Raw genomic sequence first — 24338 nt, 5'->3', positions numbered from 1 at the left:
CCACCCCCCCGACCGAGCGCAGTGCACGACGCACGATCGGCTCGGCGGGCGCGCCGGGCAGCCGGAGCTCGATGAGCCGTTTCCGAGCGAAGTAGCGGTCTCGCTCTGGCTGATCGAGCCGGCTGAGCAGCTCTTCGGCCCGAGGCCGCAGGTGCGCGGCGATCTTCGGCTGCATCGCATACCCGACGGCGTCGATCAGCAGCTGCAGTTGCGCCGGGTCACGGTAGCGGTCGTCCGTACGTGTGAGCGCGTCGACGATCGTGGCCGGCACGCGGTTGCTGTTCTCATACGGGGTGAGCCTGCGCAGCACCGTCTGCGTGCCGGACGACGCGACGGGCCGGCCGAACAGCGCCTGCACCGTCGGGAGCGCGGTCGAGAACCCCGCGACGACACCGGCGACATCCAGGCGTTCTGCGACGAGCTCGGCCGACTCGACGCCGCGGTACTCGACGAACTCGGCCCCGTGGCTCTCGGCTCGTTCCCGCACGGCGTCGGTGACCAGCGACGGTGCGGACGGATGCGGCTTGAACACGATGCGCCGCGGATGCCACGCCGCCGCCCGATCGATCATGTCGCACTGCATCGCGATCTCCTCCGCGGCCGATACGAGGCCGAGGGCGGACAGGTACTGTCCGAGCACCAGCGCGGTCGGTGTGCCGTCGGCGAGCGCGTCGAGCTGCGGGTCTGCTGCAGTGGTCTCCAGCAGCACCTTGCGGAACGCGGCCGGGGGCACCGGCATCCGCTCTGCACCACCGGCGCCGCCACGAGACCGAGCCTGCGGCACGAGACGTGGCATGCCCGGCTCGGTCTCGCGCGGCGGAGTCGGCCTCGCCGCACCGAACACGAGCGGCTCGACGCCGGGTACGACGTCGGCGTACACGACGCGGCCGACCCGTTCGACGACGGTGCGCGGCAGCTTCACGCGCATCGGCGAATACGTCATCAGTCCGTCGCCGATGACAGTGATGCTCGCATTGGGGAACAGCGAGAGCAGGGTGCGCGCGGGGGCGACCTGCGGACTCTGCACGAACAGTTCCAGATCGTCGTCGAGGTTCCAGGCGCGCGCCAGGAGGCGGTTCAGGATCGGAAGATCAGCTGCGACCGGATGCCAGGAGCTCGGATGCCGCGGCGACAGGATCTCGTCGAGAGGCTCGATGCGGTCGAAGCGCGCGCACAGCGACCGCAGGTTCGGCTGCTCGTGGATCGCGAGGCTCGTCTCGGGTATCCGCGCGGAGTTCACGGGTACGAGCACGCGCTCCTGCCCCGCTTCGATGATCCCCTCGTCGAGTGCGGCTGCCGCCGTCGTGAGTCCGTACGCGCTGTGCAGGACGAAGAGCTGGGTCATCTCGCGTGTCCCGCCTCACGCAGAGTCCGCGCGAGCACGCGTCGCTTGGATCCCTCCAGGCGGTCGAGCGCATGCGCGACGTCTGCCGGTTGGAGGGTGGTGAGCAGGTCGCGGATGCTGCCGCGCATCTCGCGCCGCAGCGACGGGGCCATACGCCGGGACCGCACGATGTGATGCGAGCTCAGCGCGAGGGCCGTACGAACCACTTTCGGCATGAAGAGGTCTGCCTCGGCATCCTGCTCCACGATCTGCACCACCTGCGCGAGCGCGCGCGGGAAGTCGAGCTGGCGCCGATCTCGCACCTGGGTGAGCGAGGTCGCGATGCCGCGGCGGTAGAGCAGGGTCGGCGCATCGACGACGGCGAATGACGACGCCTGCAGGTGCAGCCGCCAGATCCATGGGCGGTCCTCGGCGGTGAAGAGACCATCGGGGAACGCGGCGAGGCCCTGGTCGAGGATGCGCCGGTGGAACATGCCCGCCCACGCGTACGGGTAATCGACCATCGTCGTGTCATCGGCGGGAAGGATCGCGTCGCGTGGCGATGCGACGGCGCCGCGCCAGGCGAAGGGGGCGCGCACGACCCTGCGTGCGGATCCGGTGACGCGCACGTGGTCGGTGCGGAGGAAGTCGCATCCGAGTTCGCGCAGCCTCGAGGCGAGCACCTGCAGGCGGCGCGGCTGCATCCAGTCGTCGCCGTCGATGAAGCAGAACGCATCGCCCTCGACGTGCGCGAGCCCCTGATTCCGTGCGCTCGCCAGCCCGACCGGTCGTGGATTGACGAGCACCTCGGCGTGCGCGAACCGCTCGGCGTAGCCGCGCATCCGATCGCCGGTGCCGTCACTGGATCCGTCATCCACCGCGACGAGCTTCAGCGAGGCCGGATCGTCGAACTGGCGCAGCAGCGTCTCGAGGGTCGTGCCGATGTAGGGCGCAGCATCCTTCGCGGGAAGGATGACGGTGACGAGCGGTGTGCGCACTGGGCTCCCGGTGGGTGGATGGCGTCCGGAATCGTCGCATTCGCACCTTGCGGTCTGGTGGCGTCGGGGTGAACGGCGAGTGACGCCCCCACATGTTCGAGAGGTGCACGGTTGTGGCGCGCGCCCGGGTTAGCGTAGGCGGGTGAGCATGCCCTCTCCTCAACCGCTGAGCTTCGACGCCCGCGCCCTCACCGAGCCTGTCGACCCGCGTGCGGTGCGCGCCTTCAGCGCCGCAGCGCGGGCAGGAAGCGCCTCGTCGACGTCCGCGACGAAGGTCATCACGATCGTCGTCGCGTCGTTCATCTCACTGGTGTTCCTGACCATCCTGATCCCCACCGTGTCGTTGCTCATGGCCGGTATCAGTCGAGGCGGGCCGCTCTTCATGCTGTTGCCCGTCGTGATCATCGCGGTGATCGTGATCGGCGGAGGGCTGCTGGTCTGGTTCTCATTCCGCAACCGCAGAATCGCGAACTATCGCCTCAGTCGTTTCGCCGCCGCGAACAACATGACCTACGCAGGTGACGTCGACGATCCGCCGCTGCCCGGCATGATCTTCACACTCGGTCGCGCACGCAAGGCTGCGCAGCTCGTCCGCGGGCACAGCCCGCGCTTCGTCGAGTTCGGCAACTACCAGTACACGACGGGTTCGGGGAAGAACTCGACCACGCACAAGTGGGGCTACGTCGCCGTCAAGCTCGATGTGCCGCTGCCCAACATCGTGCTCGACGCCCTCGGCAACAACGCGGTGTTCGGCACGAACCTTCCGGCATCTTTCCAGAAGGAGCAGAGGCTCTCGCTCGAGGGGGACTTCGACAAGTACTTCACGCTGTACTGCCCGGCGGGCTACGAGCAGGATGCCCTGTATCTGTTCACGCCCGACATCATGGCGCGCTTCATCGACAATGCAGCGCAGCTCGACGTCGAGATCGTCGACGACTGGCTCTTCCTCTACACGAAGCGCGAGGCGTCGACGCTCGACCCGAACACGTGGGCGTGGCTGTTCGGCGCTGTCGGTGCTCTCATCACGAAGTTCGACCAGTGGGCCAGGTGGCGAGATGACCGCCTGCTCGAAGAGCAGGGCCGCCCCTACTCTTCCGCCGTCGCCGGCGACCAGGCGGATGCCGGGATGACCGGCGGTGCGCCGATGGCCGGATCGAATACGCTGCCGTTCGCGCCCCCCGCCGGGATGCTGACGCCGCCGCCAGGGGTGGCCAGGCAGGGGCGTCGGCTGAAGCGGAGCGGGCCGTGGGTCGCGATCCTGGTCGTCGCGCTGTTCGCCGTGGGGTGGATCTTCCTGCGGGTGCTCGCGTAGCACCCGTCTCGCGGCTGTGGCGCGCGGGCGACATACGGGTGACGCGCCGGCAGACGACACTCGGGGGGCGTTACGCGAGCGCCTTGCGAACTGCGGGCAGCACCTCGGTCGCGAGAAGCTCGATCGAGCGCAGGGTGTCGCGCTGGCTGATACCGCCGAGGCCGACCTGCGCGAGGAAGCGCGTGTGGCCGAGCATCTCGTTCTCCCACAGGATCTTGTCGACGATCTCGGCGGGGCTGCCGGCGAACAGCGCTCCGCCGGGGTTCGCCCAGGTGTCGAGGGTTTCGCGGTCGAGGTGCCCGCCGCGCGGCATGTTCTCGGCGAAGTACGCGGCGTAGTGCGGGAAGAATGCGTCGCGTGCGGCCTGCGTGGTCTCGCCGGCGTGGAAGTGCGAGGTCACGCCCAGCTGCGGCGCCTCGTGGCCCGCCGCGGCGGCGGACTCGCGGTGCAGAGCGGCGAGCCCGCGGAATCGCGTCGGGGCACCAAGGATCGCAAGGTACATCGGCAGCCCGAGGGATCCTGCCCGGGCAGCGGATGCCGCAGTGCCGCCGACCGCGATCCACACCGGTAGCTTCTCCTGCTGCGGGCGCGGGTAGACGCCGGCATCCCGGAGCGGAGCCCGAGTCGTTCCCGACCAGGTGAGCTCGCCGCTCTCGCGGGCAGCGAGCAGAAGATCGAGCCGGTCGTCGAAGTACTCGTCGTAGCGCTGCAGATCCTGACCGAACAGAGGAAACGACTCGACGTAGGCGCCGCGACCAGCCGTGATCTCTGCGCGGCCGCCGCTGAGCAGGTCGAGCGTCGCGAACTCCTCGTGCAGTCGCACGGGGTCGGCGCTCGAGAGCACCGTGACGGTGCTCGTCAGGCGGATGCTCTCGGTCTCACGGGCCGCGGCGGCGAGGACCATCTGCGGCGACGAGACCGCGAAGTCGGGACGGTGGTGCTCGCCGACGCCGAACACGTCGAGGCCCGCCTGGTCGGCGACGCGCGCCCACTCCAGAAGCTGCTCGAGACGCGCGGAGGGGTCGGTGAACCGGCCGCCCGGGGTGCGGCTCAGCTCGCCGAAGGTGAAGATGCCGATCTCGAAGGTCACAGCGTCGGCTCCGCGAGTGAAACAGGCCCGGCCGCCTGAGACTGGTCGTGCGAGAGCTGCAGGGCCAGGAACGCCTGCACGTCGGCCAGCTCCTCCTGGTTGATGCCGTGGCCGAGGCCGGGGTACTGGCGGGCGTCGAGGGTGGTGTGTCCGGGCGCCCAGGCGTCGGTGCGCTCCACAGCTGCGGGCGCGATCACCTGGTCCTCAGCCCCGCGGCCGAGGAACATCGCCGGGCGCGCGTCGCGCAGCGCAGCATCCGCCGGCTGCTCACCGCTCGCGACGAATCCGCCGAGGACCACCGGCGCGAGCACGCGCTCCGGCGCGGTGCGCAGCAGCTGCGTGGCCATGAGGCCGCCCTGCGAGAAGCCGATCGGCACGATCCGCGTTCCGTTCGGCACCGCGGCGTCTACCCACGACCAGATCGCGGCGGTCGCGGCATCCAGAGCGTCTGCGTCAGGATGCCCTGGCGTCACGATCCGGAACCACGCGTAACCGCCCGGCATCACCTCGATCGGCGCTCGAAGCGAGGCCCACGGCAGTCCGTCGGGAAGAGCGGACGCCAGGGCGGTGAGGTCGCGTTCATTCGAGCCGTACCCGTGCAGGAAGAGGGCGACGGCCGGGACGTCGCCGGGGAAGTTCTCGGAGGCGATGGCGTTCAGGTTCACGGCTTTCAGAGTCATCGTCCCAGCACCTCGTCGACGTCGGCGCCGGGCAGGGCGATCGTGACCTGCGTGTTCCACGGGTCGGCGATGGTGACGGCTCGGCCGTCGTCGGCGAACTGCAGTCCGCGTGCCTTGAGGCGGGTGACAAGCGCATCGAGGTCTTCGCGGTCGGGCACGGTGATGGCGACGTCGCCGAGGCCGAGTTGCGAGCCCCGCGGGCCGGCACCCGAGCTGTTCCAGGTGTTCATGGCGACGTGGTGGTGGTAGCCACCGGCCGAGGCGAACAAGGCGCCCGGGTAGGTGGCGACGGTGGTCTCGAAGCCGAGGGCATCGACGTAGAACTCGCGGGCGGTGGCGATGTCGCCGACCTGCAGATGCACGTGGCCGACGGTTCCCGCCTGCTTCGCCACGGATTCGATGACATCCTCGCGGAGGTGCTGCTGAAGATAGGCGTTCGGGTCGAGATGCAGAGTCGACATCTGCAGCTCGCCGTTCACGTACTGCCACTCGTCGCGGGCGCGGTCGACGTACAGCTCGATGCCGTTGCCCTCGGGGTCGGTGAAGTAGAACGCCTCGCTGACGAGGTGGTCGCTGGATCCGGCGAAGTGTCCGCGATTGTCCTGCGCGGCGCGGAGCACGGTGGCGGCGAGTGCGGGGGCATCGTCGAACAGGAAGGCGGTGTGGAACAGGCCGGCCTGACGGGGGTCGACGGCCGGGAGGCCAGGAGTCAAGACGAGTCGCACCATCGGCGTCGTGCCGCGGCCGAGTACGCGGTGCACCTCGGTGCCGCGGCTGCGCTCCTCGATCGGGTCGAGCGCGAGGGCGTTCGTGTAGTACGACGACATGGTCTCGAGGTCGCCGACGCGAAGGGTGACGGCATCCATCGCGGTCTGCGCATTCAACGTACGGTCTGTGGGGGTCGCGGTCATGGTGTCTCCTCTGCGGACGTATTTACTTGCAGGTGCAACCAATCGTGATGCAGGAGTATTCCCTCGGTGCCGGCACTGGCACCGAGAGCGCGACACGGGTCGATTCGCTCTCTGCCGCCTTTCCCGCGGTACTGTGCAGTGCGTGGTAGTGTGCGATGCATCGAAGTAGAGGCAGAAGGAGCGCCGATGGACACGACTCAATTACTCAAGGGCGTGCTCGACGTGGCGGTGCTGGCCGTGCTCCGCCAGGAGGACGGCTATGGATACGACATCGTGCGTCGCCTCCGGGATGCCGGTCTCGGTGACGTCGGCGACGCATCTGTGTACGGCACGCTGCGCCGGCTCTACGCCGCCGGCTCGCTGTCGAGTTACGTCGTCCCCTCCGACGGTGGCCCGCATCGGAAGTACTACGCGATCAACCCCCAGGGCGTGAAGTCGCTCGACGCGCAGAAGGCGAGCTGGACGGACTTCGCCGACGCCATGACCGGGTTGCTCGCAGCAGCGCGCACAGAACCCAACGCAATCGGAGAGAAGTGATGAACAGCCTTGAGACCTCGCTCGATGAGCGCATCCGCGCCTTCGCCGACGCCGTGCGCACGCACCTCGACGACCTTCCCGCCGACGAGCTCGATGACATCATCGTCGGACTCACCGCCGACCTCGCCGAGCAGGCCGCCGACGGCGGCGGAGTACTCGAGCTCGGTGATCCGTCCGCCTACGCCGCAGAGCTGCGGTCGGCTGCCGGTCTGCCTGACCGGTCGGATGCCGTGAAGCACGAGACCGTGCGCGCGAGAGTGTCCCGACGCCTCGGGTACATCGCCGACAGCATCCGCCGCAACGCCTTCAGTGTGTGGCTGCTCGACCTGCTCGTCGCTCTGCGTCCGGTCTGGTGGGTGCTGCGAGGCTTCGGAATCTACGGGGTCGCGCATGCACTGTTCGGGTCGCCGTCGTTCGGCGGCACTGGATCGGTCCTGCCGGACACTCTGTTCGGATGGCTCATTCTGCTCGCGATGATCATCGTCAGCGTGCAGTGGGGTCGCGACCGCTGGCTGCCTCGGAACGCGCTGCGGCACATGCGCACCGTGGCCAGCGTGATCGCGGTGCTCGCGCTGCCGTTCGCCCTCGCCTCGGTTCTGATTCCGCGGGTCGAGTACGTCGACAACGGCGCCTACCAACAGCCCGGTCTCCTGCTCGACGGGGTTGAGGTCGGCAACATCTTCGCGTACGACGAGAACGGCGAGCTCATCGAGCGCGTGCAGCTCTACACCGACCAAGGAACGCCCCTGAACCTGTTCGGGGGAACGATCGAGGAGGGCGTCGACGGCACGTGGCAGGGCTTCGGGTGGGACGGCGACAACCCTGTCCGCGTACCGTTCCGCGACGCCCGTGAGGCCGAGGTCTGGAACATCTATCCGCTCAAGGAGGGCAGGGTCGATCCGAACACCAGCAAGGTCCGCACGTCGACGGTCAGGGATGCGGCGGCACCGTTCCTGCGCGCACCCGGCCTCCTCACGACGTCGCCGACACCCTCACCGACCGATGCTCCGATCGACGGGATCACGCCGACTCCGAAGCCGTGACCGACGCGGCAGGTGAGCGCACCATCATCCGGCCGCGACCCACCCTCGCGACGACGCGTCGAGCACATCTCCGAGCGTGCTCAACGCATCGGTTTCGCGCATCGCCGATCCGATCCGCTCGGCGTTCGCGCGATAGGTCGGATCCTTCAGCACCTTCCCCACGGCGCGTCCGACCTGCTCAGGGGTGACGGTGCTCGCTCGCAGGTTCACCCCTGCCCCCGTCCATCCGACCCTCGCCGACACCTCGACCTTGTCCTCGGTCTGACCGGCCACGACGATCGGCACGCCGTGCGCCAGCGCCTGCTGCACTCCGCCGTACCCGCCGTTGGTCACCATCACATCGACCAGAGGAAGCAGGCGATCGTACGGAAGATAGTCGGCGACGCGTACGTTGGCGGGCAGGTCCGCAGGCAGCGCCTCCACCGGACGCCCGCCGGTCGAGACGACCACGAGTACGTCGGATGCGGCGAGCGCGGTGATCGTCGGCATCACGATCTGCCCGAAGTCCGAGTTCGCGATCGTCCCCTGAGTGACGTGCACGACAGGCCTCGAGCCGTCGAGGTCCGACCACCAGGCGGGCAGCGTCCGTTCGGACTTCGGCGACGGCAGCGGCCCGGCGAAGTGCACGGTCGAGGGCAGATCGGAGCGGGGGTACTCGAATTCGGGCACGGTGAACTGCACATAGGCGTCGGCGCGCCCCGCCCAGTCGAGCACGAACCCGCCGAGTTCCCGGCCGACCTCGCGTCGGGCCATGTCATCCGCTTCGCGTTGGATGCCGCCGAAGACCACCTGTTCGGCGATCGTGCGCAGCACCGCGTTGCGGATCCGGCCGATCGGCCCTGGCATCGGGGTCACGCCCAGGCCGAACGGAGCGGCGTCTCGACTGCGGGCACCCAGCGGGAAGATCCCCAGCACCACGACCGGCGGACGTTCGCGCTGCGGCAGCAGCTGCAGCAGCGCTCCCCCGACGAACAGCGGCTCGGTGAGCACGGCGTCGATACTCCGCTCGGCGAGTTCGGCCCGAACCGCCCCCAGCTGCGCCGCCCCCGGCCGTACGAACAGATTGCTCATGTCGAATCGCAGGGCTGCAGGGCCCGTGAGCCCGATCCGGTCCGGGAATGCGGAATTCGCATCGTCCAGGTCCACGTCGGCCTCCGTCGGCAGGGCGATGAAGCGCGCGCCGGCGGCCGAGACCTCTGCCGCGTACCGAGGACTCGTGAGGAAGCCGACCTCATGGCCGCGCGCGATCAGATGACGGGTGATCTGCAGCAGCGGCATGACATGACCGTGCGCCGGCGTGCACGTGATGAGGTAACTGGACATGGCGGGTTCTTTCCCTAAGATTGAATGTACTCCCGTAGTATTCATCACCCCGTGAGGAAAGTCAATGACGGATGCCGTGCCCCGCGCCTATCGATCCGAGCTGCGAGCACGACAGGCCAAGGAGACGCGGGCCCGTATCGTCGCGGCATCCGCCCGGCTGTTCGCCACGCAGGGCTATCAGGCCACCACGATCGCGGCCATAGCGCGCGATGCGGGCGTCTCAGCAGAGACGGTCAAGGCGGCCGCGGCGAAGGCCGAGCTGCTGATCGCCGCGTTCGAGGTCACCTTCTCCGGGTCGGAGTCTGCTGAGTCCCTCGCCGACACCGAAGTCGGCGCCGGGGTCATGGAACTGCCGGACGACGTCTTCCTCGATGCCGTCCTCGCTCAGATCACGACGGCCAACTCCCGCGGCCACGCGCTGTGGTCCGTGCTGCTCGGCGCCGCATCCTCCGATCGGGTCGTCGACGAGGCGCTGCGGAACATCCTCGAGCACCGCGCGGCCGACTTCCGTCTGCTGGTGTCGGAGTTCGTGCGCCGCGGCATCGCGACGGATCTCATCGATCCGGATGCCACGGCCGACGTGCTCTCGTTCCTGCTGTCGCCCGAGAGCTATCAGCAGCTGGTCGTTCAGTCCGGCTGGACCGACGAGCGCTACGGCGCCTGGCTTCGAGGCGCGGTGCTCGCCGAACTCGCTCACTGAGGCTGCGGCCCGAGCTCAACCCAGCCCGAAGTACTCCAGCTCCGCGTCGTTCAGCATGCGGGAGCGGATGAGGAAGCGCATCCCGGTCGGACCCTCCACGCTGAACCCCGCACCACGACCCGGCACGACGTCGATGGTCAGGTGCGTGTACTTCCAGTATTCGAACTGCGATTCGGACATGTACACCTCGATCCGAGCATCCAGCCCGGCGTCGATCTCGCCGAGCAGCACATCGCTCGGCCCGGTGATGAACATCCCGATCGGATAGCACATCGGGCTCGAGCCATCGCAGCATCCGCCGGACTGATGGAACATCAGCGGGCCGTGCTGCACGGTGAGCTCACGAAGCAGGGATGCCGCGGCATCCGTCACGTCGACCCGCTGGTAGGTGCCGATGCTGACCATGTCGTGCTCCTCACGTGGCTTTCGGGCGGGCGCCAGCGGCGGCGCCCGCCCGAAATCTGTTCAGTCGGTTCAGAAGAAGCCCATGGGGCCCTCGGCGTACGACACGAGGAGGTTCTTCGTCTGCTGGTAGTGATCGAGCATCTTCAGGTGATTCTCCCGCCCGATGCCGGACTGCTTGTACCCGCCGAACGCGGCGTGCGCCGGGTACTGGTGGTAGGTGTTCGTCCACACGCGACCCGCCTGAATGGCACGTCCCGCGCGGTACGCGGTGTCGCCGCTGCGCGTCCAGACGCCGGATCCCAGGCCGTACAGGGTGTCGTTGGCGATGTCGATCGCGTCGTCGTAGCCGTCGAAGCTCGTCACGGCGAGCACCGGCCCGAAGATCTCCTCCTGGAAGATGCGCATGTCGTTCGTGCCCTCGAAGACGGTCGGGGTGACGTAGAAGCCCTCGCTGAGATCTCCTCCGAGATCGGCGCGCTCTCCACCGGTGAGCAGCTTCGCCCCGCCCTGCTTGCCGATGTCGATGTAACTGAGGATCTTCTCCAGTTGATCGTTCGACGCCTGCGCGCCGATCATCGTGGTCAAGTCGAGCGGGTTGCCCTGGACGATCTTGCCGACGCGGTCGAGACCGTCAGCGAGGAAACCGTCGTAGATCGAACGCTGGATGAGCGCACGCGACGGGCAGGTGCAGACCTCGCCCTGATTCAGCGCGAACATGGCGAAGCCCTCGAGCGCCTTGTCGTAGAAGGCGTCGTCCGTCGAGCGGGCGACATCCTCGAAGAACACGTTCGGGGACTTCCCTCCGAGCTCCAGCGTGACCGGGATCAGGTTCTGCGAGGCGTACTGCATGATCAGGCGGCCGGTCGTGGTCTCGCCCGTGAACGCGATCTTGCGGATCTTCTTGTGCTGCGCGAGCGGGGCGCCCGCCTCGATGCCGAAGCCGTTCACGATGTTGACGACACCGGCCGGCAGCAGGTCGCCGATGATCTCGAACAGGAACAGGATGGATGCCGGCGTCTGCTCCGCCGGCTTCAAGACGATGCAGTTGCCTGCGGCGAGCGCTGGCGCGAGCTTCCACACCGCCATGAGGATCGGGAAGTTCCACGGGATGATCTGACCGACCACTCCGAGCGGCTCCTGGAAGTGGTACGCGACCGTGTTCTCGTCGAGCTGGCTGAGCGTGCCCTCCTGCCCGCGCAGCACGCCGGCGAAGTACCGGAAATGGTCCACGGCGAGCGGGATGTCGGCGGCCAGGGTCTCGCGGACCGGCTTGCCGTTCTCCCAGGTCTCGGCGACCGCGATCTCCTCGAGATGCTGCTCCATGCGGTCGGCGATCCTGTTGAGCACGATGCTGCGCTCGGCGGGGCTCGTCCTGCCCCATCCGGCGAATGCCTGCCACGCGACCTCGACGGCGCGATCGATGTCTTCCACCGTGCCGCGGGCGACCTCGGTGAACGGCTTGCCGTTGACCGGACTCACGTTCTCGAAGTACTGGCCCTTGACGGGTTCCACGAACTCGCCGCCGATGTAGTGCCCGTACCGCGGGCGGTATTGCGCAACGGCGCCGTCGGTGCCGGGCGCTGCGTAGGCGGTGGATACGGTCTCTTCGACGATGGTCATGTGCGTCTCCTTCGACGGGCAGCTGCACTGCTGCGGGCTTTGCGTCGAAGGTAGGCCGCGCAACGTTGCATGACGGTGCGTCACGTTGCATCCGGTTGCGCTCAGTCGCGCTGGAGCTTCTCGATCCGGCTCACGAGTCCTGTGCGGCGCGGCGAGCGCGCGGGCAGCATCTCGAGGCACAGCCGCAGGGCCTCTTCGTCCTCTGCGCCCTCGGGGATGTCGGCGTAGGCGAGAAGGACGTCCACGCTGGCCTCTGTGAGCATCGCCTCGCGGAGCGCTGCGCGGATGCCGGCGCGCATCTCCTCCACTCCCGGGGCCGTCGACTCGGGAAGCACCGGTCCTCGATACGAGCTCAGGGCGACGCGATGCGCACCACGGTCGAGCAGCGACAGCACGTTGTGCGCATCGGTCTCCAGCGGCACACCCAGTCGGTATGGCCTGGATTCCGGCACGAGCTCGGGCGCGGTGGCTTGGAGCACCTTGCGCAGGCGCACCATCTCGGGTCGCAGTGTGTCAGGCGACGCCCCCTCGCCGTACACGAGTTCCGCAAGGCGATCGGCGGACATGCCCTGTCGGTGGGTCGCCAGCATGAGCAGGATCTCGGCGTGCCTGGCGCTGAGTTCGACGACCGACTCGGCATCGTCGGCGTAGATCTCCAGGCGTGCGCGATCTCGTCCGAGCACCCGCAGCATGGCTCTGGTCGGGGTCGCCTTGCGCGCGTGCCGGCGGGGCGGCGGGGGCGCGGTCGTGCTGCGGGCCCTGAGCCTTGCGACCAGCAGCTCTGACTCCACTGCCCTCGCCGTGGCATCGACCAGCAGCCGGGCCTGCGGTGTCGCGACCTCGGGACCCCCTGTGACGTCGATCACGCCGAGAATCCTCTTCGTCTCCGGATCGAGCACCGGTGCCGCCGTGCACGACCAGGGATGCACGAGCCGGTTGTAGTGCTCCGCCTGATGTATCTGCACCGATTCACCGAGCTGGAGCGCGGTGCCTGGCGCTGACGTCCCGACAGCGTCCTCTGACCAGTCGGCTCCGGCGACGAAGCCCATCTCACCACTGAGCACTCTCTTGTCCAGGTCGCCCTCGACCCAGAGCAGACGGCCCGCATGATCTCCGACGGCCACGATCACGCCTGACGCCGCCGGATCACCGGGAAGCAACAGTCCGCGGATCATCGCCATCGCATCGGCGAGCGGATGCTCCAGTCGGTACCGTTCGAGCTCTTCCGCGTCGAGCGCAAGAGGAGGAAGGCCTTCGGCCCCGACGCGCTGCCGCCAGGACCGCTCCCACGAGTCGCGTACCAGAGGGCGCACGTGCTCGAGACGTCGATCTTCGAGGTTGCCTGCCACGAGCTCCTCGTGCGCACGCTCGATGATCAGACGCGATGCCTCGGCGGAGACGTCACGCGATGCTGACCATGATGATGACAAGGCTCTCCTGTCTTCGGTGACGGAGCGTGGTCTCAGTGTACGGCGATGTGAGATCCGCAGGCCGGTTCTGAATCTGCGGTGCTAGCATTATGCCATCAGGAGGTCGCCATGGCTGCCATCACGATCCGGAATCTGCCCGACGAGGTCGTCGAAGCGCTCAAGCGGCGCGCCAAGAAGAACTCGCGGTCGATGGAGGCCGAGGTACGAGATGCCCTCACACGACTGGCAGATGGCGACGACGTCGGTAGCGGGATGGAAGGGCGACTCGCGCGACAGGTGCATGCGCACCGTTTCTCCGTTCCGGGCAGAGAGATCATGGCTCGAATCGAAGCGAACCCACCGACCGAGGAGGAACGACAGGCCGCGAGGAGATGGGCCGAGGAGCTGTACCGCTTGAGAGACGACGACCCGCTCATCGACCCGTGGGAACGCTATGCAGCTCCTTGACACCTCGGTGCTGATCACCTTCGGGGAGTCTGCGCTTCCTGACGATGCGACCGTGTTGAGCGCCATCTCCGAAGCAGAGTTGCGGTTCGGTATCGAGCATGCGCCGTCACCACAGGAGCGAAGGTCGCGCACAACCCGATTCGCGCGAATCGAATACTCCGTCGCCGCAGGCTGGGCGCCATTCGATTCGGCGGCTGCAGCAAGCTACGGCCACCTTGCCGCGCTCGTCGCGAAGACCCGCCCATCACACGCACGCAGCAAAGACATCATGCTCGCCGCACACGCCCACTCCCTCGGCGCCGTGTTCGTGACATTGAACCCTAAGGATTTCGAACTCGTCGCAGATGAAGTCGAAGTCATCGTTCCCGAGCTGCGGACGCCCTGAGCGCGCCGTTCACCCCAGCGCCGTTCACCTCAGCGATGTTCAGCCGCGCGCTGACCACCACGCGCGCAGGCGCTGCTCTGCGACATCCGATCCGAGCACGCCCTCGTCGAGGCGCAGATCGAGCAGGAACTTGTATGCCTCGCCGATCTCTCGGCCCGGCCCGATCCCGAGGATCGTCTGGATCTGATTGCCGTCCAGCTCGGGGCGCATGGCGTCGAGCTGCTCCTGCTCGCGCAGGTCAGCGATGCGCTTCTCGAGGTCGTCGTACGCGCCGGCGAGGCGCGATGCCTTGCGCTTGTTCCGCGTGGTGACGTCGGCGCGGGTGAGGATGTGCAGGCGCTCCAGCAGATCGCCGGCATCGCGCACGTAGCGGCGCACCGCGGCATCCGTCCACGTCCCCTCGGCGTAACCGAAGAAGCGCAGATGCAGTTCGATCAGGGTGGCGACGGCATCCGTTGTGTCGCCGTCGAAGCGCAGGGACTGCAGGCGCTTGCGCGCCATGCGCGATCCGACGACGTCGTGGTGGTGGAACGTGACCGCTCCCCCTGGCTCGAGCTTGCGGGTGCGGGGCTTGCCGATGTCGTGCAGCAGCGCGGCGATGCGCAGCGGTACATCCGGCGCAGCATCCGGATGCCGGGCGTGCTCGAGTTCGATCGCCTGGGTGAGCACGGTCAGCGAGTGCTCGTAGACGTCCTTGTGGTGATGGTGCTCGTCGACCTCGAGACGCAGCGCGCTGACTTCGGGCAGGAACTCCTCGATGAGCTCGGTGTCGACCAGCACTCGGATGCCGCGCGCGGGGTCGTCCGTCTGCATCAGGCGCACGAACTCACCCTGGATACGCTCGGGGCTCACGATCTTGAGCGTCGCGCGCAGGCGGCCGATCGCCTCGAGCGTGTCGGCCTCGATCTCGAACCCGAGCTGCGCACTGAAGCGGGCTGCGCGCAGCATCCGGAGCGGATCGTCGCCGAAGCTCACGTTCGGGTCGGTGGGCGTGCGCAGGACGCCGGCGACCAGGTCCTCCACACCGCCGGTCGGGTCGACGAGCTTCACTGCGGGCACCTGCAGCGCCATCGCGTTGACCCGGAAGTCGCGGCGCACCAGGTCGCCTTCGATCGTGTCGCCGAATTCGACGGTGGGCTTGCGGGTGACGCCGTCGTAGCTGTCGGCGCGGTAGCTGGTGATCTCCACCTGCTCGCCGCGCACCTTGGCGCCGATGGTGCCGAAGGCTCGGCCGATGTCCCACTGCGTGGATGAGATCGGCGTGACGATCTTCAGGATCTCGTCGGGAGAGGCGTTCGTCGTGAAGTCGAGGTCGTTCACCTCTCGTCCGAGCAGTGCGTCACGCACCGGTCCGCCGACGACGGCGAGCTCGAACCCGGCGGCCGCGAAGGCGCGAGCGACTTCGGCGACGACGGATCCCTCGGCGAGCGCGCGCAGGCGTTCGAGCCCTTCGGCCATGTTCAGCATGGATTCCAGGTTACCGGGGTGCCTGGCGCGGTACGCGCGCGTCGAGCCTCGTCGCCGAGCAGCCGAACCGCATGCAGCGGCTCGGCGCCTGCTTAGCGGCCGGTGAGGTCGCGCATCTCCCTCGCGTTGCGGCGGATCATCGACATCAGGCTCGTAGACATGACGAACGCGCCGACGGCGGCGATCCCGATGAGGATCCAGATGCCCTGATCGGGATCGACGAGCCCCAGCACATAGACGGCGATGGCGGCCACGGCGAGCGCGATCCCTTCGACCAGGGCGATCGTGACGAGCAGTCGTGTCTGGCGCCGCTGGTGCTGGCGCTTGAGCTCCTCGACGCGAGGATCGTTCGAACTGGCGTTCAGTGAGTAGCTCATGCCGGAAGCGTAGCGGTGCTCCCGCTCAGGCCGGGTCGCCCTGTACAGGCCCCTCGGTGTTCGGCTTCCATCCCAGCGCCGGTGCGACATGCTCGGCGAACGACTCGAGCACGTGCAGGTTGTAGTCGACGCCGAGCTGGTTGGGGATGGTGAGCATGAGGGTGTCTGCGGCCATCACGGCCTCATCGGCGCGGAGCTGCTCGATGAGTACATCCGGTTCAGCGGCGTACGTCTTGCCGAACGTCGAACGGAACCCGTCGATGATGCCGACCTGGTCGCCGTTCTCGGCGCTGCGCAGACCGAAGTAGGCGCGATCCATGTCGTTGACGATCGGGAAGACGCTGCGACTGACCGAGACCCGCGGCGTACCGGTGTGCCCGGCAGCCTTGTATGCCGCGCGATACAGGTCGATCTGCTCACGCTGCAGCTCGTGGAACTGGGCGCCGGTCGCCTCGGTGAGCAGCGTCGAGCTCATCATGTTGAGCCCCTTGCGACCGGTCTCCTCGGCGGTGGCGCGCGATCCCGATCCCCACCAGATGTGCTCGCGCAGGGTCTCCGAGCGCGGCTCGATCGCCAGGTAGCGCCCCTCGCCGACCTGCTTCGGGTCGCCCTGCACGACGCCGGCACCGTCGATCGCCTCCAGGAACAGGTCGAACTTGTCACGGGCCAGATCGGCGCCGCGCGGGTCCTCCGATCCGACATACCCGAACGCCTCGTAGCCGCGCAGCGCGGTTTCGGGTGAACCACGGCTCACGCCGAGCGCGATCCGGCCCCGCGCGATGAGGTCGAGGGCTGCGGCCTCTTCGGCGAATTGCAACGGGTTCTCGTACCGCATGTCGATGACTCCGGTGCCGACCTCGATGCGCTCGGTCTTCGCGGCCATCGCCGCCAGCAACGGCATGGGAGACGCCGCCTGACGTGCGAAGTGGTGCACCCGCACGTACGCGCCGTTGACGCCGAGCTGATCGGCACCGACCGTGAGGTCGATCGTCTGATGCAGCATGTCACCCGCGGTGCGTGTGCCGGAACCGGGCACAGGTGCGTAGTGCCCGAACGAGAGGAAACCGAAGGCTTTCATGGTTTCATGCAACCGAATGGATGCCGGCGGCATTCCCATCCCTTCGACAGGCTCAGGGAGCGAGCGGCACGAGGAATCCGTCGAGTACAAGCCGACGGATGCGGGGCTCGAGATCGTTCCACAGGTCCACGAGCGGCACGTCGAACAGGTCGGCAAGCGCAGAGACGATCTGAGTGACGCTCAGCTCGCCGTCGCACGCTCCGACGAATCCGGCGAGCGCTGAGTCCACCGACACCGTGCGGCCGAAACCACCGCCCTGGCGCAGCTCGATCACGCTCGGGTCGTCCTCGCCCGGCATGTAGTGCCGCGCCTCGGTCACGTCGGCTGCGGTGACGAGCGTGTGCGGGATGCCTCGTGTCAGCGAATCGTGCGCGTCGAGGCCGTCGCGCAGCGCCCGGCCTGGCGCCGAGAGCGACTGCGGCACCGTCTCGAAGCGGCGCAGGCGCGCACCTGGGTCGTTCGCTGAGCCCGTCGAAGCGCCGGTGCGACGCAGCAGCACGTACCCGAAGCCGATCGCGGTGACCTCTCGCTCTGCGAAGTCGTCGAGCCAGGCCTCGAGCATCGCTCCGAAGGCGTCTTCACGTGGAGTGGTACCGCCGTCGCGGATCCACAGTTCGGCGTACCCGAGCGGGGTGAGCTCTTCGCGCTGGATCACCCAGGCATCCAGCGCGGGGTCGATCCAAGACTCGAGCCGATCCAGACCGGCAGCAGCGGGACGCGACTCCCAGTTTCCGAGCAGCTGGGCGATGCCGCCGGGCGTGAGGTGCGCGGGAACGTCGCGCACGAACTTCTCGACCAGGGCGTCGCCGATCAGCCCGCCGTCGCGGTACTCGTACGCGGTCAGGCCCTCGACGCGCGGGGTGATGACGAAGGGCGGGTTCGAGACGATCAGGTCGAACGCCTCGTCCGCGACCGGCTCGAACATGCTCCCCTGGCGGAACGTCACGTTGCTCACGCCGTTCAGCCGCGCGTTGAGCTCCGCGAACGCGAGTGCCCGTGCCGAGATGTCCGTCGCGACGACCTCACCCGCATGACGAGAGACGAGAAGGGCCTGGATGCCGCATCCGGTGCCGAGATCCAGCGCACGGCCGACCGGGACAGGCACGATCAGCTCGGCGAGCGTGCGCGACGCCCCACCCACGCCGAGTACGTGGTCCGGGGGCAGCGCGGTGCCGAGCGCGAGTTCATCGAGGTCGCTGGCGATCCACCACTCGCCGATTCCCTCAGCATCCACGAACGACTGGGGACGGATCAGCGCCGAAGGCGTGAGGTCTTCCTCATCCTCCGAGAATCGCGCCATCCCCAGACCGATGAGCCCTTCGAACCCGAGGCGCGGCAGCGCGTCATCGACCAGCGTGATCGGCTGCGGCATCCCGAGCACGAAGAGTCGACCGAGCGTCGCCAGCGCGCCCACATCTCGGGCGATCGCGCGCAGCACCGGTTCGCGCACGCCGCGACCGAGCGCGTCGTCGGCTTCTTCACCCCACAGGCTGCGAAGCGGCTCGGAACGGAAGTCGGCAGCATCCAGATCCGCCGCCAGCGCGGCGACGAGAGATGGATCGGGCGTGGGTGGGAGCGCGTCGGACACGGCCGTCACTCTACGCGCCTTCAGGGTTCCCCTACCCCACCGGCCTAGAATCACAGGGTCACAACTCACGGGCTGACCCGCCGCGGTGCCCGAGGAAGACCAGAGACGTTGATCAGCCCCCGATTCAGCCGTCGCGTGCGCGCGCAGCGCCGTGCACACGGTGTCCGTGCACACGGTGTCCGTGCACACGGTGCCGTCGTGTTCGCGCTGGCCGCCGCGCTCATCCTCGCACCGCAGCTGACGGCCCTGACACCCGCCGTCGCCGACGAGGACGTGCCGGATGAGGGGACGATCGTGCTCTCACTCTCCGCGGGTGTCCACGGAGTCGCAAAGCCGGGTGCCTCTCTGATGACCACCGTCACGGTCGACAACGGCACGCAGGACGAACTTGCGGCCGGGCAGGTCACGCTCGAACTGAATCGCACTCCCGTCGCCGACGGCGCCGCGCTCACCGCCTGGCTCGACTCCGGAGAGGCGCCAGGCGCGTTCGCGTCGCTCGGCACCGAGGAATCCGAGGCAGTCGCGGCATCCGAGACATCCGCGCTTTCCGTTGTCACTCCGGCCGGCGTGCTCGGGAACCTGCCCGCGGGTGTCTATCCGATCAGGGTCAGCCTCGCTGAGGACGCCGGACCTCCCGCACCACCGACCACCGCGCAGAGCGTGCTCATCATCGATGGCGGCGTCGCGGCACAGGTGACGGTGCTCGTACCCGTCACGGCGACACCGGCCGAAGGCGGTCTGCTCACTGCGGACGAGCTCACAACACTGACGGCGCCTGACGGCGCGCTCACCGCTCAGCTCGACGGCATCGCCGGCACCTCGGCGGCACTCGCCGTCGACCCGCTGATCCCCGCCGCGATCCGCGCTCTCGGCACTGCCGCGCCGGCGAGCGCACTCGACTGGCTCGACAGGCTCGAGGCGCTCCCCAACGACCGCTTCGCGCTTCAGGCCGGGGATGCGGATGCGACGACCCAGTCCCGCGCGGGGCTTCCAGGTCTCCTGACGCCGCTGCCCCTCTCGTCGTATCTCGAGCCTGTGAACTTCGCCGCCACGACGACGCCGACGCCCACCGCTACTCCCACCCCCTCCGCATCACCGACGCCGACGGAACCGGAGCTTCCCACCGACGCCGAGCTGATGTCGATCGAAGGCCAGTCGCCCGCTGTGCTCTGGCCGACGGCCGGCGTCGACACGGCCGATCTCTCGACCTTCAACACGTGGATGGCGACGGATGCGACGACGATCCTGCCGTCGACATCGATCGCGGCATCTTCCGGGGCCGTGGCGGATATCGACGGCAATCGCGTGCTCGTGATGGATTCGGCCGGCTCCGCCGCTCTCTCGGATGCCGCCGCAGAGACGGACGACGGCGCCCGCGAGCACGACATCGCGGAGGGGATCGCGCATCTGGCGCTCACCGGCCCCGCAGCATCCATGCTGGTGGGACTCGATCGGAACGAGACCCGCACTGCCGAGGCTCTGCGCGAGACCATCCTCTCGGTCTCGTCGATTGCCGAGCCCACGGGCTTCAGCGCCCTGCGCACGACCTCGCCGCAGTCGGCGACCCTCCGAGTGTCGGAAACGGATGCGGCGGCATCCTCCGACCGCGCAGCCCTTCTGAACACATTGATCGCCGATGAAGCACGCCTGACCGCCTTCGCGACGATTCTCGAGGATCCGCTCGTGCTGCTCTCGCCCGAACGTCTTCAGATGCTGCGGGTGCTCGGTGTTCGCGACGCGTCGGAGTATGCCACGGCGGTCTCCGCCCATCGGGTCGCGTCGACGACGACACTCGATGCGGTCGGCGTGCAGGAGCCCAGTCCGATTCAGCTGTTCACCTCAGCGGCGCCGCTGCCGGTCTGGGTGCGAAACGATCTGCCCTGGCCGGTCAATGTGCAACTGACAGCCACGCCGTCCGACGCTCGCCTCGATGTGCAGCCATCCACTCCAGTCGAGGCCCTGCCGGCCAGCAACACGCGCGTCAAGGTCCCTGTGGAAGCGCGGGTCGGCAGCGGCGAGCTCAGCGTCGACTTCGCCCTGAGCTCGCCGACCGGTGTGAGCATCGGCACGGATCAGACCGCGATGGTCACGGTGCGCGCCGAATGGGAGAGCATCGGTCTCGTCATCCTCGGCGCGGTCATCGGACTGCTCCTCCTGCTCGGCATCATCCGCACCATCGTGCGGCGGCGCAGGGGGTAGAGCGCGCCGGTGCGCGCCCGGCCGCCGCGCGGGCAGGTTTTCACCAGGCGGTAGAGGACACGGGCGCGGGAATGCCGCGCGGTTACCATTGGTTGAAGCATCCGAGGCAAGAAATCTAAGACGGGGAGCACATGCGTCAGGTCATCATCATCGGTTCGGGTCCTGCAGGATTCACCGCCGCAATCTACGCCGCGCGCGCCAATCTGAAGCCGCTTCTCATCGCAAGCACCGTCGAGGTCGGCGGCGAACTGATGAACACGACTGAGGTCGAGAACTACCCCGGCTTCCCTGAGGGCATCCAGGGCCCTGAGCTGATGGCGAAGTTCCAGGAGCAGGCCGAGAAGTTCGGCACCGAGGTCGTCTACGACGACGTCACCTCCCTCGACGTGAACGGCCCCGTCAAGAGCGTCACCCTCGGCAGCGGCACGACGCACGAGGCCGCGACGATCATCTACGCGACCGGATCGGCGTACCGCAAGCTCGGCATCGAGGGCGAAGAGCGACTCTCCGGCTACGGCGTCTCATGGTGCGCGACCTGCGACGGCTTCTTCTTCCGCGAGAAGAACATCGCTGTCGTCGGCGGCGGCGACTCGGCGATGGAGGAGGCCACCTTCCTTACACGCTTCGCTTCGAAGGTGTACGTGATCCACCGCAAGGACACGCTGCGCGCCTCGAAGATCATGCAGGAGCGGGCGTTCGCGAACGAGAAGATCGAGTTCATCTGGAACACAGAGGTCGAAGAGATCACCGGTGGCGACAGCGTCAACGGCGTGAAGCTGCGCAACACCGTCGACGGCACGAGCAGCGAACTCGCCCTCGACGGACTTTTCGTCGCCATCGGAAACGACCCGCGCACGCACCTGATTCACGACAAGCTCGACCTCACCCCCGAGGGCACGATCTGGGTCGATGGCCGCTCTTCGCGCACCTCCGTTCCGGGCATCTTCGCCGCGGGCGACGTGATCGACCCGACCTATCGCCAGGCCATCACGGCTGCCGGAACCGGAACCATCGCGGCTCTCGACGCAGAGCACTTCCTCGCGGATTTTGACGACGCCTCCGTGGAGTTCCCCGCGGCGGAGGCGGCGGAGATCATCGTCTGACGGGAACACTTTCCATTCCTGCGCTGTTGTAGCGGGTGAAACTTCAATCCAAGGAGAAATCTGATGACTGCCAAGGTAACGAGCCAGGCGACCTGGGACCAGGATGTGCTACAGGCCGAAGGCCCCGTACTCGTGGACTTCTGGGCCGAATGGTGTGGACCGTGTCGCATGGTCGCGCCGGTGCTCGACCAGATCCAGTCGGAGAACCCCGACAAGATCACGATCGTCAAGCTCAACGTCGACGAGAACCCCGAGCTCGCCATGAAGTACCAGATCACGTCGATCCCGGCGATGAAGGTCTTCCAGGGCGGCGAGGTCAAGACGACCATCATCGGCGCGAAGCCGAAGCCCGCGCTCGAGAAGGATCTCGCCGCTTTCATCGGCTGATCCCGCTTCTCTTCAGGCCCGTCTCTCCATTCGGAGGGGCGGGCCTTTTTGTATGCACTTCACGGCATGCGATCCGGACCGGCCATGACGGGAACGCCGGTGACGTGATTCACTGCACGTCGGCGACCGTCGTGTCCCATTTGCGATGTCGAGTCTCGACGCCCAGAAGGCGCCAGACCGCAGGCGTCAGCGCCGGGTACTCCAGTGCGATCTGGCGCATCACACGGTAGTTTCGCGTGGCGTTGGGGCGCACGCCGTCGTTCGCAGCGATGTTGTCGGCCCGCAGCAGGTACACGACGAGTTCGTCCACGCTGGGAAGATCTTCCATGAAGTCCCACGGATCTTCACCGCTCAGAAGGCGTTCCTGGATGAGCACAGCCAGCTCATCCGCTGCCTCAGCCCTCAGTACTTCGAGGCTGGCACGGCGCGGAACGGCTTCTGACATGGTTCAAGCCTACGCGCGCTTACTGCCGCCCCGGCGCGGAAGATTCACAACATCCGTCATCGTCTCGAGCTCGCGGCCCTTGGTCTCGGGCACTTGGTAGAAGACGAAGAAGAACGACACGACGGCGAAGAAGGCATAGAACCCGTACGCGAACGTCAGCCCGATCTCCGCGAAGGCCGGGAAAGTCGTCGAGATGAAGAAGTTCGCGATCCACTGCGCGGCCGCGGCGACGGCGAGGGCGCCGGCACGGATGCTGTTCGGGAACATCTCCCCCAGCAGCACCCAGACGAGCGGACCCCAGGTCGCACCGAAGAACACGACGAAGCCGTTGGCGCAGATCAGTGCGATCAGCGACCACGGTTGCGGGAGCACGACACTGCCGTCCTGCAGCGTACCGAACGAGAATGCCACCGCCATCATGCCCAGCGTCACGGCCATGCCGATGGACCCCGTGAGCAGCATCGGACGTCGGCCGACCTTGTCGACGAGAAGGATCGCGACGATCGTGACGACGATGTTCGTGATCGAGGTGATCACCGATGTCATCAGGGCCTGGGACTCGTCGAACCCCACGGACAGCCACAGCGTCGTCGAGTAGTAGAAGATCACGTTGATGCCGACGAACTGCTGGAAGACGCTCAGCAGGATGCCGACCCAGACGATGGGTTTCAACCCGAAGCGATCCCCGCGCAGGTCGCTCAGAGACTCCTTCTTCTCCGCATTCAGAGTCGAGCGGATCTCTTCGATCTTCACGTTCACGTCAGTCTCGCCGGTGAAGTCGAACAGCACCTGAGACGCCTTGTCGATCTGCCCACGAGCGACCAGGAACCGTGGCGATTCCGGCAGGCGCAATGCCATGACGCCGTAGACGATGGCCGGGATCGACTCGACCATGAACATCCAACGCCAGGCTTCGATCCCGAACCACAGCACATCCGCCGCGGAACCGGCGATGCTCGCCAGGAGGGCGTTGGAGAGCAGCGCGGTGAAGATACCTGTCACGATCGCGAGTTGCTGCAGAGACCCGAGCCGGCCGCGTACCTTCGCCGGTGACACTTCGGCGATGTACGCCGGGGCGATGACGGATGCTGCACCGACTCCGATGCCGCCGATCACGCGCCAGACGATGAGGTCGATGACTCCGAATGCGAAGCCCGAGCCGATCGACGAGGCGAGGAACAGCACCGCGGCGATCACCATCACGGGGATGCGTCCGAGCTTGTTCGCCAGGCTTCCGGCGAACCACGCTCCGACCGCGCAACCCAGGAGTGCAGACGACACGGCGAAGCCCTGCAGCGCTGGGCCGAGGTCGAACGCTCCGGCGAGAGCATCCACCGCTCCGTTGATCACGGCGGTGTCGAAGCCGAACAGGAAACCGCCGAGTGCGGCGGCGATGCTGATTCCGACGACTCTGGCGCTGAAGCGTCCGGACGTGCGCTTCTTCTCTGACATGTGCCCTCCCCCGTCTGTGCTCACTCTAGGAGGTCAT

24 protein-coding genes are annotated in these 24338 nt (G+C 67.6%); 9 read left to right on the top strand and 15 right to left on the bottom strand.

All coding sequences use genetic code 11. The annotated features are described in order from the left end of the window. Together J1M43_RS01545 and J1M43_RS01540 are read right to left on the bottom strand one after the other, a co-directional pair. On the bottom strand, positions 1-1345 hold a 1345-nt coding region (locus tag J1M43_RS01545), incomplete at its 3' end, for a polysialyltransferase family glycosyltransferase (protein ID WP_206475507.1). Further along, complete coding sequence (locus tag J1M43_RS01540; RefSeq protein ID WP_033105621.1) at positions 1342-2322, bottom strand: glycosyltransferase family 2 protein; 981 nt, start codon at positions 2320-2322, stop codon at positions 1342-1344. The genes J1M43_RS01545 and J1M43_RS01540, both read right to left, overlap by 4 nt. A 148-nt stretch (positions 2323-2470) precedes the next feature. Here J1M43_RS01540 and J1M43_RS01535 point away from each other — a divergent pair, with 148 nt between their 5' ends. Then, positions 2471-3634 carry a hypothetical protein gene (locus J1M43_RS01535; RefSeq protein ID WP_206475506.1) on the top strand — a complete coding sequence of 388 codons (1164 nt, stop codon included), beginning with the start codon at positions 2471-2473 and terminating at the stop codon, positions 3632-3634. Between the two features lie 70 nt (positions 3635-3704). Here J1M43_RS01535 and J1M43_RS01530 read toward each other — a convergent pair whose 3' ends face one another. From J1M43_RS01530 to J1M43_RS01520, 3 genes are read right to left on the bottom strand one after another with little or no spacing between them, the layout of a single operon-like run. Next, entirely contained in the window at positions 3705-4724 is a 1020-nt protein-coding gene (locus tag J1M43_RS01530; protein ID WP_033105619.1) for an LLM class flavin-dependent oxidoreductase, read from the bottom strand. Further along, positions 4721-5404 (bottom strand): alpha/beta hydrolase, encoded by a 684-nt coding sequence (locus J1M43_RS01525; RefSeq protein WP_033105618.1) that lies wholly within the window; start codon positions 5402-5404, stop codon positions 4721-4723. Before J1M43_RS01525 ends, J1M43_RS01530 begins: the two co-directional genes overlap by 4 nt. Next, positions 5401-6315, bottom strand: a complete 915-nt coding sequence (locus tag J1M43_RS01520; protein ID WP_052166827.1) for a VOC family protein — start codon at positions 6313-6315, stop codon at positions 5401-5403. The genes J1M43_RS01525 and J1M43_RS01520 overlap by 4 nt, the downstream gene beginning before the upstream one ends. Before the next feature lie 186 nt (positions 6316-6501). On the opposite strand from J1M43_RS01520, the gene J1M43_RS01515 reads away from it, so the two are divergent. Next, complete coding sequence (locus J1M43_RS01515; RefSeq protein WP_206475505.1) at positions 6502-6852, top strand: PadR family transcriptional regulator; 351 nt, start codon at positions 6502-6504, stop codon at positions 6850-6852. Beyond that, positions 6852-7895, top strand: coding sequence for a hypothetical protein (locus J1M43_RS01510; RefSeq protein WP_206475504.1), 1044 nt, complete (start codon positions 6852-6854; stop codon positions 7893-7895). The genes J1M43_RS01515 and J1M43_RS01510 overlap by 1 nt, the downstream gene beginning before the upstream one ends. Positions 7896-7919: 24 nt before the next feature. On the opposite strand, the gene J1M43_RS01505 is transcribed toward J1M43_RS01510, so the two are convergent. Then, entirely contained in the window at positions 7920-9218 is a 1299-nt protein-coding gene (locus J1M43_RS01505; protein WP_033105615.1) for a glycosyltransferase, read from the bottom strand. 64 nt (positions 9219-9282) lie between these two features. Here J1M43_RS01505 and J1M43_RS01500 point away from each other — a divergent pair, with 64 nt between their 5' ends. Next, positions 9283-9918, top strand: a complete 636-nt coding sequence (locus J1M43_RS01500; protein ID WP_033105614.1) for a TetR/AcrR family transcriptional regulator — start codon at positions 9283-9285, stop codon at positions 9916-9918. A gap of 15 nt (positions 9919-9933) precedes the next feature. Here J1M43_RS01500 and J1M43_RS01495 read toward each other — a convergent pair whose 3' ends face one another. The 3 genes from J1M43_RS01495 to J1M43_RS01485 all read right to left on the bottom strand — a co-directional run bounded on the left by J1M43_RS01495 (position 9934) and on the right by J1M43_RS01485 (position 13373). After that, positions 9934-10323, bottom strand: coding sequence for a DUF779 domain-containing protein (locus tag J1M43_RS01495; protein WP_033105613.1), 390 nt, complete (start codon positions 10321-10323; stop codon positions 9934-9936). A gap of 69 nt (positions 10324-10392) precedes the next feature. Next, the gene (locus J1M43_RS01490) at positions 10393-11943 is read right to left on the bottom strand and encodes an aldehyde dehydrogenase family protein (protein WP_033105612.1); all 1551 of its coding nucleotides are present in this window, start codon (positions 11941-11943) and stop codon (positions 10393-10395) included. Positions 11944-12044: 101 nt separating this feature from the next. Further along, positions 12045-13373: a helix-turn-helix domain-containing protein gene (locus J1M43_RS01485; RefSeq protein ID WP_206475503.1), complete on the bottom strand. Its 1329-nt coding sequence runs from the start codon at positions 13371-13373 to the stop codon at positions 12045-12047. Positions 13374-13481: 108 nt separating this feature from the next. On the opposite strand from J1M43_RS01485, the gene J1M43_RS01480 reads away from it, so the two are divergent. Then, entirely contained in the window at positions 13482-13820 is a 339-nt protein-coding gene (locus J1M43_RS01480; RefSeq protein WP_206475502.1) for an Arc family DNA-binding protein, read from the top strand. 7 nt (positions 13821-13827) lie between these two features. Further along, entirely contained in the window at positions 13828-14205 is a 378-nt protein-coding gene (locus tag J1M43_RS01475) for a hypothetical protein (protein WP_206475501.1), read from the top strand. A 39-nt stretch (positions 14206-14244) separates the two neighbouring features. Here the strand turns inward: J1M43_RS01475 and J1M43_RS01470 are convergent, their stop codons facing one another. The 4 genes from J1M43_RS01470 to J1M43_RS01455 all read right to left on the bottom strand — a co-directional run bounded on the left by J1M43_RS01470 (position 14245) and on the right by J1M43_RS01455 (position 18724). Beyond that, complete coding sequence (locus J1M43_RS01470) at positions 14245-15672, bottom strand: CCA tRNA nucleotidyltransferase (RefSeq protein ID WP_033105608.1); 1428 nt, start codon at positions 15670-15672, stop codon at positions 14245-14247. Positions 15673-15764: 92 nt separating this feature from the next. Then, entirely contained in the window at positions 15765-16049 is a 285-nt protein-coding gene (locus J1M43_RS01465) for a hypothetical protein (RefSeq protein ID WP_033105607.1), read from the bottom strand. Positions 16050-16074: 25 nt separating this feature from the next. Beyond that, on the bottom strand, positions 16075-17127 hold the full coding sequence (locus tag J1M43_RS01460; RefSeq protein WP_206475500.1) for an LLM class flavin-dependent oxidoreductase: 1053 nt from the start codon (positions 17125-17127) through the stop codon (positions 16075-16077). Positions 17128-17179: 52 nt separating this feature from the next. Next, complete coding sequence (locus J1M43_RS01455) at positions 17180-18724, bottom strand: methyltransferase (RefSeq protein ID WP_206475499.1); 1545 nt, start codon at positions 18722-18724, stop codon at positions 17180-17182. Positions 18725-18823: 99 nt separating this feature from the next. Between J1M43_RS01455 and J1M43_RS01450 the strand changes: the two genes are divergently transcribed. The 3 genes from J1M43_RS01450 (at position 18824) to trxA (ending at position 22404) form a co-directional block, all read left to right on the top strand. Then, complete coding sequence (locus tag J1M43_RS01450) at positions 18824-20914, top strand: DUF6049 family protein (protein ID WP_084595664.1); 2091 nt, start codon at positions 18824-18826, stop codon at positions 20912-20914. A gap of 131 nt (positions 20915-21045) precedes the next feature. Beyond that, positions 21046-22017 carry a thioredoxin-disulfide reductase gene (gene trxB / locus J1M43_RS01445; RefSeq protein WP_033105603.1) on the top strand — a complete coding sequence of 324 codons (972 nt, stop codon included), beginning with the start codon at positions 21046-21048 and terminating at the stop codon, positions 22015-22017. 63 nt (positions 22018-22080) lie between these two features. After that, positions 22081-22404: a thioredoxin gene (gene trxA, locus J1M43_RS01440; protein ID WP_033105602.1), complete on the top strand. Its 324-nt coding sequence runs from the start codon at positions 22081-22083 to the stop codon at positions 22402-22404. A gap of 109 nt (positions 22405-22513) precedes the next feature. Here the strand turns inward: trxA and J1M43_RS01435 are convergent, their stop codons facing one another. Both J1M43_RS01435 and J1M43_RS01430 read right to left on the bottom strand, forming a co-directional pair. Next, positions 22514-22849 carry a hypothetical protein gene (locus tag J1M43_RS01435; RefSeq protein WP_033105601.1) on the bottom strand — a complete coding sequence of 112 codons (336 nt, stop codon included), beginning with the start codon at positions 22847-22849 and terminating at the stop codon, positions 22514-22516. Positions 22850-22858: 9 nt separating this feature from the next. Next, a complete protein-coding gene (locus J1M43_RS01430; protein ID WP_206475498.1) occupies positions 22859-24301 on the bottom strand; it encodes a sugar porter family MFS transporter in 1443 nt (480 codons plus the stop codon). Positions 24302-24338: the final 37 nt, after the last annotated feature.

Origin of the sequence: Microbacterium sp. KRD172, assembly GCF_017168295.1 — a bacterium.
GTDB lineage: Bacteria > Actinomycetota > Actinomycetes > Actinomycetales > Microbacteriaceae > Microbacterium > Microbacterium profundi.
This window is presented reverse-complemented; position numbering and strand designations above follow the sequence as displayed.